This window comes from Flagellimonas sp. S3867 (genome assembly GCF_014698935.1).
Taxonomy (GTDB): Bacteria; Bacteroidota; Bacteroidia; order Flavobacteriales; family Flavobacteriaceae; genus Flagellimonas.
Window position 1 is genome coordinate 293,101 of the sequence record NZ_JACVMN010000002.1, and the last position, 16,771, is coordinate 309,871.

A 16,771-nucleotide genomic window follows, 5' to 3' on the forward strand; every position below is an offset into this window, starting at 1 on the left:
CATTGCTTACATACTGACAATTTGTACATAAAAGAAGTGAAGAACCCTTATAAATCGAATCAACCTATTTGTACCTGAATTTTAGAACAAGCATAAACAGGACCAGCAACCCGGTTATCACATTGGCTAAAATTATGGCCAAACTCTCATATTGGATTCCATAATACAGCCAAAGGAATGTTCCCAACAAGAATACCAAATACATGGTTAAGGAGATGTCCTTTGTTGATTTATCCTTCCATGTTTTATACACTTGGGGCACAAACGAACTTGTGGTTAACGTAGCGGCAATAAGTCCAATAATCTCAAGGGTTTCCATGGTATTAAATTTAAGTGGTATTACTGAACTTGTCAAAATATTCCTATTTGCCGCAAAAAACGCTTGGACAGGCTCATCGTGACATAAAAATTACATTACCCCACTATATTAACAATCTTGCCGGGCACCACAATTACTTTTTTGGGTGTGCGTCCCTTCAATTGTGCCTGTGTTTTTTCATGGGCCATTACTGCGGCTTCAATGTCATTCTTGTCCATATCCAACGGAAGTTCAAGTTTGAATCTCATTTTTCCATTAAAGGAAATGGGATATTCCTTGCTGCTTTCCACCAAATATTTTTCTTCAAATTTTGGAAAAGATGCTTCTGAAATAGATTCGGAATGACCCAACTTTTCCCATAATTCCTCCGCAATATGTGGAGCGTATGGCGATATCACAATGGCCAAAGGTTCTAAAATAGCGTTGCTACTGCACTTTTGGGCGGTTAACTCATTCACACAGATCATAAAAGTGGACACTGAAGTGTTGAAGGAGAAATTCTCAATGTCTTCTTCCACTTTTTTGATGGTTTTGTGCAAGGCCTTCAAATTGTCAGCTGTTGGCTCACTATCATCTATGGACGTGTAGAGTTTCCATAGTTTTTTAAGGAAGGAATACACCCCTGATATCCCAGCAGTGTTCCAAGGTTTGGACTGCTCCAACGGCCCTAGGAACATTTCATACAAACGCAATGAATCGGCTCCATACTCCTCACAAATGGCATCGGGATTGACGACATTGAACCATCTTTTGGACATTTTCTCTATTTCACGTCCAACAATGTATTTTCCATCTTCCAAAAGAAAATCCGCCTTTTCATACTCCGGCTGCCATTTTCTTAATCCCTCTATGTCAAGTTCATTTGATGGATTTACTAATGACACATCCACATGCAATTCTTGAAATGCCAATGTTCCTTGTTCTAATTGCACAAAGTTTCTGATCTTTCTGACAACTTCTTCATCCATCTCATGAACAAATTTATTCCGAAAGGTTTTGGAAACAAACTTGTCTTTAAAACCAAGTACTCTATATATTAATGCGCTCGTCCCAGTAATCATCCCTTGATTAATTAATTTTTTGGCAAACTCTTTTTTGGGAGCAATGCCCATGTCGAACAAAAACTTCTGCCAAAAACGGGAGTAGAGCAAATGGCCTGTGGCATGTTCACTTCCTCCAATATAAAGATCCACATCTTGCCAATAGTCAATCGCTTCTTGTGAGTAAATGGCTTCGCTATTCTGGGAATCCATATAGCGGTTAAAGTATTGGGAACTACCAGCCCAACCCGGCATGGTGTTCAATTCCAAAGGAAACACACTTGTGTGATCTATTTTTTCATTTTCCACCACAGCATTCGTTTCAGTATTCCAAGCCCAAACTGTAGCATTTCCTAATGGCGGTTCTCCTGTTTCTGTGGGAAGGTACTTTTCCACCTCGGGCAATTCCAACGGTAAATGTTCGTCAGCTATCATTTGCGGCATTCCATCTACATAATAGACAGGAAATGGTTCGCCCCAATAGCGTTGACGGCTAAAAACGGCATCGCGAAGACGGTAATTGATTTTCCCTTCTCCTTGTCCAATTTTCTCTAACTCCTCAATAATCTTTTTTGTTGCCTCTTTATAAGAAAGGCCATTTAAAAAATCAGAATTGCCAATAATGGTTGTCGCCTTATCGGCAAATGCTTCCTCAGAAATATCCACTCCATCAAAAATGTTTGGAATTGGAATATTGAAGTGTTTCGCAAAATCATAATCACGTTGGTCTCCACAGGGAACAGCCATCACGGCTCCGGTTCCATAGCTTGCCAAAACGTAGTCGCCAATCCAAATAGGAATAGGCTCTTTGGTAAATGGATGCTCTGCAAAACCGCCGGTAAACACTCCAGAAATAGTCTTTACATCCGCCATTCGGTCACGCTCGGAACGTTTGGCTGTCGCCTCCACATAGGCATCCACTACCTCTTTTTGCCCAGGAGTGGTAATTTTTGCCACAAGTTCATGCTCTGGGGCCAAAGTCATAAAGCTTACCCCAAAAATGGTATCGGGTCTAGTGGTGAAAACAGGAATGGTATCATTTGAATTCTGAACTTTGAATTCCACATGCGCTCCTTCGGAGCGACCAATCCAATTAGTTTGGGAGTCCTTTAAAGGTTGTGGCCAATCAATAGTGTCAAGTCCATCCAATAAGCGTTGTGCATAGGCAGTGATCCGCATCATCCATTGCGTCATTTTTTTTCGAATCACTGGATGTCCTCCTCGTTCCGAAACACCATTGACCACCTCATCATTGGCCAAAACAGTGCCCAATGCAGGACACCAGTTCACTTCGGCATCTGCCAAATAGGTTAGCCTATATTTTAAAAGGACCTCTTGTTTGGTTTTATCGGAAAAGCTTGCCCATTTTTCTGCGGTAAATGCAGGTGTATCATCATCACAGAGGGCTTCTACATTTGTATTTCCTTCTTTTTCAAAAATGGAAATCAAATCGGTTATGTCCTCAGCTTTATCCGTTTTTTTATCATACCACGAATTGAACAACTGGATAAAGACCCATTGCGTCCATTTATAGTATTTCGGATCAGAGGTTCGAACTTCACGGCTCCAATCGAATGAAAATCCGAGCTGATCCATCTGCTCACGATATCTTTTAATATTTACCTCGGTGGTGATAGCTGGATGCTGCCCTGTTTGGATAGCATATTGCTCCGCTGGCAATCCAAAGGAGTCATATCCCATGGGATGCAACACATTGAACCCCTTATGTCTTTTGTATCGGGCATAAATATCACTGGCGATATAACCCAAGGGATGTCCAACATGCAATCCAGCTCCTGAAGGGTAAGGAAACATATCCAATACATAATATTTTGGCTTGTCCGATTCATTATGAGCTTTAAATGTTTGGTTATCTGCCCAATACTTCTGCCATTTGGCCTCTATTTCCCTGAAATTGTAATTCATTTTATATCTTACTCCTTTGATTTGGCAAAAATAGGTTTAATCACGCAAAGCGAAAAAGATAAAATGCGTTGTCCTATAAAGCCATAAAGAAGCCATCCATTGCGAAAAATAACCCCGATACTCTCAATATTATTTTTTTGCTTCATCGTGTTTAACATCGATGCGCAATTGGGGTTTTGCAGCGGTAATTCAGGCGACCCCATTTTTATGGAAACTTTTGGGGCCGGCACAACTAACGGACCTGCACTTCCTTCAGGAGCAACCTCATATACTTATGTAAATGGGCAGCCTATTGATGGAAGCTATACCATTTCGAGTACGACAACCTATTTTGATTGGTTTGACACCAATGATCATACCCCAGGAGACACGGAAGGGAAAGTATTTATTGTAAATGCCAGTTTTACCGCTGGTGAATTTTTCCGCAGAACGATCAGTGGACTTTGTGAAAATACCTCTTATGAATTTTCATCGTGGTTGATGAACCTACATCCCAAATCAGGCTGTAACGGCAATGGTATTCCTGTGAATGTCAAATTCCAGATTTGGGACAATACGGATACCAATTTATTGGCAACTGGTGATACGGGAAGTATTTTTGACAAGACCTCACCGGTTTGGGAACAATATGCATTGGTTTTCCAGACCTTGCCAGGTCAGACGTCTGTTATTTTAAAAATGATTAACAATGGAGCCGGCGGTTGTGGCAATGATCTCGCAATTGATGATATTGTTTTCAAAGCTTGCGGTGATCGAATTACTTTAACGGATGCCGCAAATAACACCAACATCCTCGGTGTATGTCAAGAAAATGCCCCGACCACCGTTGAGCTGACTGCAAATCCGGATTTTTCTGTTTATAGCACCCATGCCTATCAATGGCAAGAAAGCACTGATGGGGTCAACTGGAATGATCTCGTTGGAGAAACCAGCCAAACTTATACCTCTCCATTAATTTTTGGCACCACAAGATATCGGGTTAAGGTTGCGGAGGACCCGGTCAATCTTTCCAACTCAAAATGCAATACCGTATCCGATGTTTTTCAGGTTATTATTGAAGGTAAGCCGGTCGCCCCGATTTCTTTGGGCGATGTTTCCCGTTGTGTCGATACTATGGGAGGGGTATCTGTTTCCACTCCAGATGGTATAACTGCGGATTGGTATGATGCACCAACAGGCGGAAACCTATTGGAGGCTGGCACTCGGTTCTATTCCACAGCCATAAGCGGAACCTATTATGCAGAAGCAGTGACAGAAATTGCCGGTTGCTTTTCTGATTCAAGAACCGCCGTATCAATTGTTTTCAATGACCTGCCCGTTTTGAAAGATGAAAATCTGATTCTATGTCAAGGCGAAACCTTGGTTTTGTCTGCCGATTTCCTCAATGCCACTTATTTTTGGAGTACCGCAGCGAATACACGCGAAATAACCGTGGACAAGCCTGGAACTTATACGGTACGTGTAACCGATTTGAATGGATGCAGTGCCACAAAAACAATAGAAGTAATCCAGATAGACAAGCCTATAGTGGATAGTGTGGTTTCCAATCATAGAGATTTAACCATAGTAACCCAGAATATGGGTGATTTTGTGTATTCGCTCAATGGGTTTAATTATCAGGACAGTCCGAATTTTGAAAACCTTGAAGGTGGTACATATACCGCATTTGTCAAGGAAAAGAATTATTGTGGTGCGGTCCAATTTCCTTTTGTCCATTTAGTTCTGCCTCGATTTTTCACCCCTAACGGTGATGGGTTCAATGACAGTTTTAAACTTGAAGGCATCCAGGCATTTGAGGATTTTGAAATCAGTATTTTTGATAGAACTTCAAGACTCATTGCCCAATCTACAAGTAAAGATTACTCATGGGATGGTACTTACAACAATAAACCTTTACCGGCATCTGACTATTGGTACACGGTAAAGATTGGCAACAATTTGTTTAAAGGCCATTTTGCTTTAAAAAGGTAATCCTTATCTATTGTATCATCAATAATTTAGCACTATACAATACCCATATCATTGTCAGAATGGCTGATGCATTAATGGCATATCCAAAAAAGACCATCTGTTCGTTAGTATAGGGTCTGTCTTTGAAAATAAAAAAGATATCTAATATCAACCAAACGGAGAAAAGCATTAAAAAGGAAGCCAAAACCCAATCACCAAACCAGTATAGGAGTAAATATGATTCGACCACCAATAACAAAAGCATTAAGATTTTACTCTTTTTTCTTCCCAAAAGGACAGCAGTAGTTGTTTTTCCAGCTTGCTCATCAGGCTCGATGTCCATAATCTCACCAGCGATGTGAGCTTGAAAAGCAAATAAGCCTAAATAAATTACTGTTTGCCATGGAAGCTTAGGTAAGCCGTTCAACTGAATGCAAAAAAAGACGGTAAGTACATATCCCGATTGAATCAAAATTTCAAATGGAGGTCTTTCCTTTAACCGAAACGGTTCAAAATTATAGATAATATTAACGAATACCATTAGAACTAACAGTAACAACATTTTAATGCCGGAAAGCAAAGTGAAAACAATAAAAAAAGGCAAAATCACCAAAGCAATACGTCTCAGTATAGGTTTCAATTGTTCCTTCCTTGCTTTCGCTCCAAAAAGATAATTTCCCTTTCTACTATTAATTGCATCAGCTTCAAAATCATTATAATCATTCAATCCGTAAACAAGATAATTCAAAGGAAAGGTGACAAAAAATAATCCTAACCAAAATGGAAATGTGTTCAGAAAGCCTTCTTCGTTTCCAAATGGAACGAGATAAATCCAAATGGTTGGAAACCATAAGCCCGGCCTCGAAATTTTCAAATCAAATAAAAGTCTCTTCATACTGTTAAACCACAAAAATAAGTTTATCACAATGATTAGGATTTACTTTTCTATTTTTACATACTGAATTTTACGTATGGCCCAATATATTGAACGATACCAACGCAGAAGGCTGATCTCCTCATATTTTTCGGTAGTGCTAAGTATTGCCCTTGTACTTTTTTTATTGGGAGTTTTGGGACTTTTGGTATTGAACACCAAAAAATTGGCGGATCATTTTAAGGAACAAATCACCGTTTCGGTCTTTTTAAAGGACAATGCCAAGCCTGTTGAGATAGAACAATTGCAAAAAAGTTTGGCCATGGCCGATTATACCAAATCAGCCAATTTTGTTTCAAAAGAAGATGCCGCAGAACAGTATAGTGAGGACATTGGTGAGAATTTCATTGAATTTTTGGGATATAACCCCCTTAAAAATTCGATCGATGTCAACTTGAAGGCCGATTATGTCTCCACAACACAGATTGCGGAGATTGCAGATGAGCTTGCTTCCAAAACATATGTGGATGAGGTGAGTTACGACAAGCCCTTAATTTCTTTGCTCAATGATAATGTCAAGAAAATTAGTCTCTGGATTTTAATCGCAAGTGCAATTTTCACATTTATAGCCGTGTTGCTGATCAATAGCTCCATAAGACTTTCCATTTACTCCAAACGATTCATTATCAAGACTATGCAAATGGTTGGGGCCACCAAAACATTTATTAGAAAACCTTTTGTGTGGACCAATATTAAACTGGGAATACTCGGGTCATTAATCGCATTGGTCGCATTGGCAATTGTACTTTACTATGTAAATACCAATTTTCCGGAGCTGGCTATATTTCAAGATGTAGTTGTTCTTATTACGTTATTTGCCGGGATTTTTGGACTCGGAGTGCTAATTTCATGGTTGAGCACCCATATTGCCACCCAACGTTTTTTGAATTTAAGGACAGACGATCTTTATTATTAACTTTACAATATGAGCAAGAAAAATAAGAATGTTCAAAAGCCAACCAAAGAGTTTGTTTTTCAAAAGAAAAACTACATCTTTCTTTTTATTGGCCTTGGATTGATTGCCCTAGGGTTTATTTTGATGAGCGGTGGCGGAAGTGATGACCCCAACGTCTTTAATCCGGATATATACAATTTTAGAAGAATCCGCTTGGCACCTACTTTAGTGCTGATCGGACTTGGCATTCAGGTATATGCCATATTGTTGAACCCTAACAAAAACAAAAAATAATTTTGGACATTATTGACGCCATCATCCTTGGTATTATCCAAGGACTTACTGAATTTTTACCGGTATCATCAAGTGGACATTTAGAATTGGGGAAAGCCATTTTGGGTGCAGATTCCCTTCCAGAAGAGAGTCTTTTGTTCACTGTTGTTTTGCATTTTGCTACAGCTTTAAGCACTATTGTTGTTTTCCGAAAAGATGTTTGGGATATTTTCAAAGGGTTATTCCAATTCAAATGGAATGAGCAGACCCAATTTTCGCTCAAAATTATCATTTCCATGATTCCCGCAGCGCTGGTAGGTTTCTTTTTAGAGGATTTTTTGGAAGTGTTTTTTGATGGAGCCATTATCATTGTGGGCATAATGCTTCTTATTACCGGATTCCTTTTATACTTGGCCGATTTGGCCAAAACCACCGACAAAGGAGTGTCATACCGAAGTGCATTTGTTATTGGTATGGCGCAAGCTGTGGCCATATTACCTGGTATATCACGAAGTGGAGCCACCATATCCGCTGCCGTATTATTGGGGGTGGACAAATCCAAATCCGCTAGATTTTCTTTTTTAATGGTAGTTCCCTTGATTATCGGCAAAGTGGCCAAAGATCTTTTGGGAGGTGATATTAATTTTGTCGGTGACCAAGCCGTTGCCATGGGAGTCGGTTTTGCTGCTGCTTTTATTGCTGGACTTGCCGCTTGTACCTGGATGATCAAATTAGTACGCCAAAGCAAACTCACCTATTTTGCCATTTATTGCGTAATTGTAGGTCTTATTGCCATTGCTTGGAGCATTTGGGGGTAATCTTAACTTAGTACCTTTACCTCAAAACCTACTGAATTTTTGAAAACCAAAGACGATTTTTTAAACGGACAGATCTTGTTGATCGATAAGCCTTTGGAGTGGTCCTCTTTTCAGGCTGTAAACGCACTAAAATGGGCTATCCGAAGAAAGTTTAACATCAAAAAAATAAAAATTGGTCATGCGGGTACGTTAGATCCGTTGGCTACTGGTCTTTTGATTATCTGCACAGGAAAATTCACCAAGAAAATTCCAGAACTTCAAGGACAGGTCAAAGAATATACCGGAACTTTTACATTGGGAGCTACAACTCCTTCCTATGATCTTGAAACGGAAGTGGACCATTCATTTCCTGTAAAACACATAACCGAGGAACTTATCAAAGCCACAACCGAACAGTTTTTGGGAGAAATTGAACAGGTCCCTCCCATTTTCTCAGCCCTAAAAAAAGATGGTAAACGCATGTACGAATTGGCACGCGAGGGAAAAAAAATTGAGATAAAATCCAGAATTGTTCAAATATTTGAGTTTGAAATTACCCAAATAAACATGCCAAAAATCGATTTTAGGGTCGTCTGTAGCAAAGGCACCTATATTCGTTCATTGGCCCATGATTTTGGCCAAGCCCTACAATCCGGAGCACATTTATCGGCCCTCAGAAGAACCAAAATAGGCGATTTCAACGTAATTAATGCTGTAAGTCCACTTGCTTTCAAGGAAAATTTGTAGTCTAGGTAAGACCAATTATCCTTTAGATGGTGATTTGGACATCTGAATTGAGTAAAATATTTTTATAAAAAATCGGTTATAATAGGACCATGAACCTAAACAGAAACCAGTTATCGTTATTAATAACTTTTTTCTCCATGTCCATAATTGTATTGTTGTTGTTCAATATTCATTTAGGAGGCGTTAAGGAGGAAGAGTATGTTATTGAAATGAGTCTGGCCGATGAAGACATCGAAGCGCTGTTGGAAGAAGAGGTGAAAAGATTAGAAGAATTCGTCAACAATGACCCTATTAAAAGCCATTTGGCCTTTAACGAGACCGCTAAACCTTCAGTAAAAAGTCCAGAACCCTTAAAAACCTTGGAAGAAATAATGGAAGAGCGTGCTCTGAACAGTGACGCCAGTGAATCTTCTGACGCGAATGGAGAATTTGCTTCCCAACTCAAGGAATTGGCCGCTAAAAGGGAAGAAAAAAAACAACAGCTAAGTGAACGTGAGTCTCAAAAAGAAGAATTCACCAACAATTTGAAAGATAAACGTACCTCAATAAGCTATTCCTTGGTCGATAGAAATGCCTACTCACTCCCCCCTCCTATATATACCTGTATCGAGGGAGGCAAGGTTGTTATTAATATAAAGGTAGATTCAAGTGGCTATGTATCCGAAGCCACCTTTAACGATAAAAGTTCTGGTACTTCCAACGGTTGTTTGGTAGACAACGCCATTGCCTATGCATATAAGGCACGGTTTAGCTCGGATTCCAAAGACACTCAGATAGGAACCATTACGTATTTGTTCCAAAGTAAGTAAGCTACTTATTTCTTTTTATCCCAACGACACTGTTCTACAACTCAAACTATGTAGACTTATTTAGCAAGGCTTATTAAGTTAAAAATCCACAACTTCACTTATCTGGTCTAGCGCTTTAAAAACGAGCAACATCATAAGCGTTACAGTTAATTCCCTGTAAACCGTTAGCTTTTCAATAAGGATTTTGAATAGTCAAAAATGAATTATATATTTGCATAGGAAACTATCACCTATACAATGAAAAACAAAAAGGACTTATATCAAAGTGTTGCGGTAGAACTGCTAACAACCCAAAGTTGGTATATGCATCAATTGAAGGCAGTTTTGAAACCTTATGATATTTCACCAGCCCAATATAATATCCTAAGAATTTTAAATGGTGCTAAAAATAGACCAGTATCGGCTTCATATTTGAAAGACCAGGTAATCGATAAAGGTAGCAATATCACACGTTTAATTGATAAAATGGAAATCAAAAAATGGGTTACACGTAGTCTGTGTGAAACTAATCGCAGACAGATGGATATAGATATTACTGACAAAGGAATAAAAGTGCTATTAGAAGCAACTAAAGAAATTAACGAACTTATTAAAGTCCTCTACTCTATTACCGAAGATGAAGCTAAAATTGTTTCAAAAATTTTAATCAAAATTAGGGGGTAAAAAAATTTAATTTTACATTCTCCTATACAAATATTACCTATACAATTATAAATTTAAATTAGTATTATGAACACAAACAACAGATTTACCGAGTTTTTAACAAAAGAAAACGCAGTGCTAACATTAATAGACCACCAAACTGGTTTGCTAGCAAGCGTTAGAGACATTGACCCTCTCTTACTGCAAAATAATTTAAAAGCATTGGCTACCATGGCCAAAGTAGCTGGGATTCCAGTTATCATAACTACAAGTATGGCTGATGGACCAAACGGTCCTTTTTGGCAAGAGATATTAAATATCGTTCCAGATGCAACTATTGTTGACAGACCAGGAGAGATAAACGCTTGGGATAATCCAGATTTTAAAGCTGCAATAGACAAAGCTGGAAGAAAGAAAGTTATTATGGCTGGAATTGTGACAGACGTTTGCTTATTATTTCCAGCAATTTCAGCTGTTCGTGATGGATATGATCCTTATGCAGTTGTTGATGCTTCTGGAACTTGGAACAAAATGGTACAAGATGCTACTATGCATCGTTTATCTCAAGCTGGCGCGAAAGTGGCAACTTGGGCTTCAGTTAATGCAGAATTAATGCGTGATTGGAGAGATGAAAAATCTATGGAATTAGGTGGTGTTCTAGGGCAATTTACTTCTTATGGTTGGATTTACGAAAGCTATCTATCTTCAGTAAAGCAGAGAAAATAAATCTAAAATGAAGCGAAGATATTTTCTGGAATTAAGTTCAACCCTTGGAGTTCTATTAGGAACTTCAGGTTGGGCTTTTGGAAATATATTTAATTCAAATAAAACATATAAAATGAAATTACATATAAAGTCAAAAAAAGAGCAACAAAGTGTTTCCCTTTTTGGAGGTAGCCTTCATGAAAACAAACCTTTGTCTGGAGAACCTTTATATTCCAACCTTTTATATTGGGCTAATGTTGAAGCCATTGAAGAAGGTGCTTTTCCTATGCATCCACACCAAGGAATAGAAATACTTACTTTCATTTTTGAAGGCGGTCTGGAACATTACGATACAGCTACCAACAAATGGACACCTTTACCTGCTGATGGTGTACAACATATTCAAGCAGGAAGTGGTTTACAACACTCGGAAAAATACTGGAAAGGTTCAAGAGCTTTTCAAATTTGGTTTGATCCAGATTTTAGTAAAGCACTGCGCAAAGCACCATACTACAAAGATTATCAAGCAAACGCTTTTAATTGGGAACTTGAAAATGGTTATGAGGTGAAATTATACGCAGGAGAAAATGCTCCAATACAAACTGATGCACCTGGCATCTCCGCAAAGCGATATAAATTTCCAAAGGGGAATCATACTATCAATTTGGATAAGAATAGCTTTCATTCTTTCTATTTAATGGAGGGTAGTATTGAAATTGACGGAAATGAAATGCGAAAAAATAGCTTTACAAAAACAAGCGCTACTGAAAAAATAAGTATAAATGTTATGGAAAATAGCGAGCTGTTTGTTCTAAAATCTCCAACTACAGTAAATTATAAAAGAATTACAGATAGATAAAATGACTAAACATAAAGAACCGAAAAAATGGAAAATGGCAATCATAGTTTGGATTGCCATTGTACCTTTAATTTTTACAATTATGCCATTCTTTATGCCTAAGTTAATAGCATTAGGAGTAAGTGAAGTTATGGCAGAGCTGCTTTTAACAACAGTTTTAGTAATACTAATGGTTTATATAGCTCAACCTTTGCTAATGAATTTATTTCGGAACTGGCTAAACAAATAAACTAGCAATAATAAGGAGCATAGTTAATACCATATTCTATGTGTGCTCGCAAATCTTAGTTAAAAAGCAACTCCAACAAATCCTCTAAAGTATTCTGACCTTTATCCTTGTTGTACCACAATTGAAGATCTTGTTTAAACTGTGCATCTAATTTCCCGTGCTCTTTTTTATAATCTTCCACCATTTGGGTAGCTATACTTGGTCTTGGACCCCATTCTCCTGCAACTTCTTCGGATGTTTCATCAAAGACGATCAATTTAGGAATGGAACGGGACCCATTGGTTAAGAATTCATCCATCAACTCCAAATTTTCATCCCGTAAAATGATTTTAAAATCAATATTGGGGTTCAGCTCCACAATTTTGTTCATCACCGGTAAGCTTGGTGCCGCATCGCCACACCAGCTTTCGCTAAGGACCAAAAAGGTCATTTTGGAATCTATCTTGGCAATTTTTTCTTGAACATCGGCTGGAATCTTTAAGGTTTTGTCCCATCGTTTCATACGACGATCGTTCAATTCGGTATAATTGATCAATGATTCCAACTGCTCCTCACCCGTGGTTTGTCTATTCTTGGCCAAATCACTCACCAAATCACGATATTCCTGATAACTTATCCCTTTCGCGATGCCTTTTTGGATATACTCCAATTGTTTTTTCGATATGTTTCTTTCTGCTACTTCCATGTCAAATTTTCTCCAAAGTTAAACTGCATAAATCCGCTAAAATGTGACTTCCGTCATTGGTTGTTAGAAATGGATAAAACTTACAGGGTAATCTTATAGGAAAAGGTTGATTGTTCGTAATTTACCATAATCATGGTTTGTCAACCTGAACTTGTTTCAGGTTCTCATTATAAGCTAGCTAATATCAGCATTCTGAGATTCCGAAATAAATTCGGAATGACGAAAAAAACACATTTATGATACGAAACGGGTATTTAAAAAGAAAAAATAGAATCTAAGATTCAAGTTTTTAAAAATCTTTTCTTGACCATACCGCCTTTTGTATCATTGATGCTGTTCATTACCACAAAAGCTTTGGGGTCGATCTTGCTGATCTCGATGTTCAGTTTTCGGATTTCCAATCGAGTAATCACCGTGTATATTACATCATACTCATTTCGTATACCTTCCTTGCCATAGCCACCTGTAGCTTTGTACACGGTAAGGCCCCTTCCCAGTTTTTCGGTGACAACCTGTCTGATCTCCTCACTTTTTTTTGAAATGATGGTCACCCCGGTATACTCTTCGATTCCATCTACCACAAAATCCAATGTCTTTGATGCAGCCAAGTAGGTCAGCATGGAATACAGGGCCGTTTCAATCGAGAGTAGATAGGCGGCAGCCAAAAATATCAGAATGTTGATAAGGATGATGACATCCCCGATCTTAACCGACAATTTTCTGCTTAAAAATATGGCCAGAACCTCGGTGCCATCCAAAACACTCCCTCCCCGAATGGAGAGTCCTATGCCGGCACCCAGAAAAAATCCGCCAAAAACCGCTACTAATAACTTGTCCTGGGTCACTTCTGGAAACTGTACCAAAGCAAGTACCAATGCCAACCCCAAAATTGCAGCAATGGCCTTTATGGTAAAAGTTTTGCCAATGACCCGATAACCCAATACCAAAAAGGGAAGGTTCACCAAAACAATGAGCATCCATAATGGAATGGTGGTAACTTCAGTTATCAACAGGGAAATTCCCGTGGCACCACCATCGATAAATGTATTGGGCAACAAAAAGCTTTCTAAACCAAAAGCTGCGCAGAAAATACCAACAATTATAAAAAACATATCCCTAAAAAAAGACTTTAGGGTAATCTGTGTTCTTGGTGCCTTGAGCAATCGCCTGTAAATTTTCCATGTTCTGATCTCTGCCTTCATATTTTACAGTATTTGTGGATTAATGGCCAGACTTTTAAAAAGCATGGCTTTAGTATAAAAGAACTTGTTTTGAACCTCATTCTGCTTTAGGTTGGCATCGATAAGCTTACTTTCTCTGGAATTGATCAAAAACAGGGAACTTTCACCAAAGGTGAACTTGCGCTCTTCGGCTGCAAGTAAAGTACCATAATCAGTAACAATGCTTTCAATTAATTTGTTTTGGACAGTATACGAATTTAATTCACGGTAGATTGCTGTTATCTTATTTTGAATTTCGACCTGAGCATTATCTCTTTCAAATTCCACATCCCTAAGCTTGAACTTCGCTAATTTTAAATCACCTCTTTCTTTTCGTAAAAACAAGGGGAACCTAAATGTAACACCACCTTTGAACTCATCCGGTACAAATGAACTTATATTATCTGGGGATTCAGTCAAAAAATTATATTCCACATCCAGCTTGGGCAATAGTTTATTTGCTTTTAACCGCTTGTCTACAGCTAGGCCGTCAATTTTGTAATCCAAAGATTTTAACTTCGGGTGGTTTTCCAAAGTGAAGCTATCCAACGGGCGTCCTAAAATCTCTAAGGTACTATCAATATCTCTCTCGATCTCCATATCCGGGATCACTTGTTCTTGCAATTCTACGGGCACGTTATTTATCCAAAGATAATTGGATAGTTCCAAGGACTTTTTCATCAATTTTACCTTGGCCTGCTCCATGCCTAATATCCTATTTTGCAAGGTAATTTTTGCTTCAACAGTATCAATCGCAGCGATATCACCAGCTTTTGCCCGTTGTTTTACTCCATCAAAACGAACTTTCGCATTGCGCAAAAAGTCTTTAAAGACTTTGGCATCTTGATGTGCCCTTAACCAATCAAAATAAGCCAGTGAGGCTTTATAAAGCACTTCATTCACCAATACATCTTGATCAGCCTTGGACTGTTCTCTAAAGAACTTGGCCTTTCGTAAGGTTGCCATACGTTCATTGACCCAAAAACCCTGCCCAAGCGACATGGAAACTCCAGCGCTGTACAATCCGTCTGAGGGAAGGGTTTCGTCTGGATTTATGAATGCTCCCTGATTCTGCTCAAAATTTCCCTTAAGTTCCACCCCAAACCATGTTGGAATTTTAAATGTGGTGTTGAGCCTATCCCAATATTCGGTGCCCTTAAATTCCTTTCGGTCATAATCTACCTCAATTTTAGGGTCAAATCCACCCCTGGCCTTCATTAAATTGGCTTGACCCATGGCTATAGTCAGTTGGGCCTGTTTGGCAATAGGATGATATTTCTTCACATAACCCAAGTACTCTCTGAAATTGAGCACTAGGGTATCCTGCTGACCATAAACTTTGTTTATGGCTGACAAGCATAACATAAAAAACAGAATACTAAGGCTATTTTTTCTTGACATCCGCCACTTTGTTTTCCGGTTGGTAATAATTGGGAGGGAATCCATTCAACTGGCGCCATAACTCGAACCAGATTGGAACATCTTCCAAGAGTGCAATGGTATTTGCACCGGATCCAACTCGTATGGCCTCTGGCCATGGAACGTCGTCTTTGTCTGGTGCCAAAAGAATCCTGTACTTTCCGTTATCACTGATAAAAGTCTCAATGGCTACCACTTTTCCTCCAAAGGTTCCAAACGAAACATTGGGCCATCCGTTGAATACAATTGCTGGCCAACCATCGAATTGAATTCTTACTTTCTCCCCTACATGAATCAAGGGAAGGTCTATAGGTTCGACATAGGTTTCAACAGCCATATCGTAATTGTCCGGCATTATTCCCACTAAACGATCCCCTGCCTTAAAGGTTTCACCAATACCGGATTGCAAAGCCCGGTTTATAAAGCCACTTTGAGGTGCGCGGATGTACAGCATACTGTTTCGAACCTCATAATTGGTGTATGCATTTTCCAACTTGGTCACTTGGGCCTCGGAATCAAACCGGTTTGATCGAGCCGTGAGCATATTGCTTCTTGCCTTTGAAATTTTGTCCGTGTATTCGGCCTGCACCCTGCTGATTTCAACTTGGGCGTTTATTACTTCATTTTTACTGGTTAGGAGTTTATTTTCTTGCGAAATCAATTTGGCCTGGGTTTCTTGCAGCTTGAGCTTTTTTCCTTCTACATCAGTAATTGCCTTGAGTCCTTCTTCTTGTAACTGGGAAGTTCTAGTATGCTGGCGTTCTGCTATTGAAATATTGGTTTTGGCTGCTTCCAAATCAATACTGTCACTCTGCACTTTCAATTTTGACTGAATTAATTTGTTTTTGGCTTGTTCCAATTTAAGCTGACGTTCATTGGAAAGTGCCCCAATTTGAACGTTCAATGCCTTTACTTTTTCTTGGTAAGAATTAACGGCCATGGATTTGGCCTCTATTTGCTTGCCAGTACGAGCAATCAAATTAGGATCGAAATATTCGCTCTTAATTTCTGAAATATGCAGAATTGTGTCTCCTTTTTGAACAAAATCTCCTTCTTTCACGAACCATTTTTCAATCCGCCCTGGTATTGGGGATTGAATGGTCTGCGGACGCTGGTCTGGCTTTAGCGTAGTTAAATATCCTTTACCAGAAATGTTTTGCGTCCAAGGAAGGAACATAACAATAATTACAATTACCGAGAATACGGTCAGCAATCTATTGAAGTGTTTATTGTGCCTTTTTACAAAGACTTTTTGGGCTGCTTTATAACCGCCAAGATCTACCTTTTCATTCAACTTATTGGGTGATATATTGAGCATGGCA

17 protein-coding genes are annotated in these 16,771 nt (G+C 38.8%); 10 read left to right on the plus strand and 7 right to left on the minus strand.

Annotated elements, in window-relative coordinates; translation table 11 throughout:
* Positions 1–64: 64 nt before the first annotated feature.
* Both IAG46_RS08990 and IAG46_RS08995 read right to left on the minus strand, forming a co-directional pair.
* Positions 65–319 carry a SemiSWEET family sugar transporter gene (locus IAG46_RS08990; RefSeq protein ID WP_190810024.1) on the minus strand — a complete coding sequence of 85 codons (255 nt, stop codon included), beginning with the start codon at positions 317–319 and terminating at the stop codon, positions 65–67.
* Positions 320–414: 95 nt separating this feature from the next.
* Positions 415–3,285, minus strand: a complete 2,871-nt coding sequence (locus IAG46_RS08995; RefSeq protein ID WP_190810025.1) for a leucine--tRNA ligase — start codon at positions 3,283–3,285, stop codon at positions 415–417.
* Positions 3,286–3,432: 147 nt separating this feature from the next.
* Here IAG46_RS08995 and IAG46_RS09000 point away from each other — a divergent pair, with 147 nt between their 5' ends.
* Entirely contained in the window at positions 3,433–5,256 is a 1,824-nt protein-coding gene (locus IAG46_RS09000) for a T9SS type B sorting domain-containing protein (RefSeq protein WP_190810026.1), read from the plus strand.
* 7 nt (positions 5,257–5,263) lie between these two features.
* Here the strand turns inward: IAG46_RS09000 and IAG46_RS09005 are convergent, their stop codons facing one another.
* Entirely contained in the window at positions 5,264–6,130 is an 867-nt protein-coding gene (locus IAG46_RS09005) for a UbiA family prenyltransferase (RefSeq protein ID WP_190810027.1), read from the minus strand.
* Positions 6,131–6,206: 76 nt separating this feature from the next.
* On the opposite strand from IAG46_RS09005, the gene IAG46_RS09010 reads away from it, so the two are divergent.
* The 9 genes from IAG46_RS09010 (at position 6,207) to IAG46_RS09050 (ending at position 12,125) form a co-directional block, all read left to right on the plus strand.
* A complete protein-coding gene (locus IAG46_RS09010) occupies positions 6,207–7,085 on the plus strand; it encodes an ABC transporter permease (protein ID WP_190810028.1) in 879 nt (292 codons plus the stop codon).
* 9 nt (positions 7,086–7,094) lie between these two features.
* On the plus strand, positions 7,095–7,358 hold the full coding sequence (locus tag IAG46_RS09015; protein WP_190810029.1) for a DUF3098 domain-containing protein: 264 nt from the start codon (positions 7,095–7,097) through the stop codon (positions 7,356–7,358).
* A gap of 2 nt (positions 7,359–7,360) precedes the next feature.
* Positions 7,361–8,155: an undecaprenyl-diphosphate phosphatase gene (locus IAG46_RS09020; RefSeq protein ID WP_190810030.1), complete on the plus strand. Its 795-nt coding sequence runs from the start codon at positions 7,361–7,363 to the stop codon at positions 8,153–8,155.
* Between the two features lie 39 nt (positions 8,156–8,194).
* Positions 8,195–8,881: a tRNA pseudouridine(55) synthase TruB gene (gene truB, locus IAG46_RS09025; RefSeq protein WP_190810031.1), complete on the plus strand. Its 687-nt coding sequence runs from the start codon at positions 8,195–8,197 to the stop codon at positions 8,879–8,881.
* 137 nt (positions 8,882–9,018) lie between these two features.
* On the plus strand, positions 9,019–9,690 hold the full coding sequence (locus IAG46_RS09030) for a hypothetical protein (protein ID WP_368668176.1): 672 nt from the start codon (positions 9,019–9,021) through the stop codon (positions 9,688–9,690).
* Positions 9,691–9,927: 237 nt separating this feature from the next.
* Positions 9,928–10,353 (plus strand): MarR family winged helix-turn-helix transcriptional regulator, encoded by a 426-nt coding sequence (locus IAG46_RS09035; protein WP_190810033.1) that lies wholly within the window; start codon positions 9,928–9,930, stop codon positions 10,351–10,353.
* Between the two features lie 66 nt (positions 10,354–10,419).
* Entirely contained in the window at positions 10,420–11,058 is a 639-nt protein-coding gene (locus IAG46_RS09040; protein WP_190810034.1) for an isochorismatase family protein, read from the plus strand.
* A gap of 112 nt (positions 11,059–11,170) precedes the next feature.
* A complete protein-coding gene (locus tag IAG46_RS09045) occupies positions 11,171–11,896 on the plus strand; it encodes a pirin family protein (RefSeq protein ID WP_190810035.1) in 726 nt (241 codons plus the stop codon).
* 1 nt (position 11,897) lies between these two features.
* The gene (locus IAG46_RS09050; protein ID WP_190810036.1) at positions 11,898–12,125 is read left to right on the plus strand and encodes a hypothetical protein; all 228 of its coding nucleotides are present in this window, start codon (positions 11,898–11,900) and stop codon (positions 12,123–12,125) included.
* Between the two features lie 55 nt (positions 12,126–12,180).
* Here IAG46_RS09050 and IAG46_RS09055 read toward each other — a convergent pair whose 3' ends face one another.
* The 4 genes from IAG46_RS09055 to IAG46_RS09070 all read right to left on the minus strand — a co-directional run bounded on the left by IAG46_RS09055 (position 12,181) and on the right by IAG46_RS09070 (position 16,767).
* Positions 12,181–12,810, minus strand: coding sequence for a thioredoxin family protein (locus tag IAG46_RS09055; protein ID WP_190810037.1), 630 nt, complete (start codon positions 12,808–12,810; stop codon positions 12,181–12,183).
* Positions 12,811–13,091: 281 nt separating this feature from the next.
* Positions 13,092–13,922 carry a YitT family protein gene (locus IAG46_RS09060; protein WP_223826690.1) on the minus strand — a complete coding sequence of 277 codons (831 nt, stop codon included), beginning with the start codon at positions 13,920–13,922 and terminating at the stop codon, positions 13,092–13,094.
* 93 nt (positions 13,923–14,015) lie between these two features.
* A complete protein-coding gene (locus IAG46_RS09065) occupies positions 14,016–15,431 on the minus strand; it encodes a TolC family protein (RefSeq protein ID WP_190810039.1) in 1,416 nt (471 codons plus the stop codon).
* Positions 15,415–16,767, minus strand: a complete 1,353-nt coding sequence (locus IAG46_RS09070) for an HlyD family secretion protein (RefSeq protein ID WP_190810040.1) — start codon at positions 16,765–16,767, stop codon at positions 15,415–15,417. Before IAG46_RS09070 ends, IAG46_RS09065 begins: the two co-directional genes overlap by 17 nt.
* Positions 16,768–16,771 lie beyond the last annotated feature (4 nt).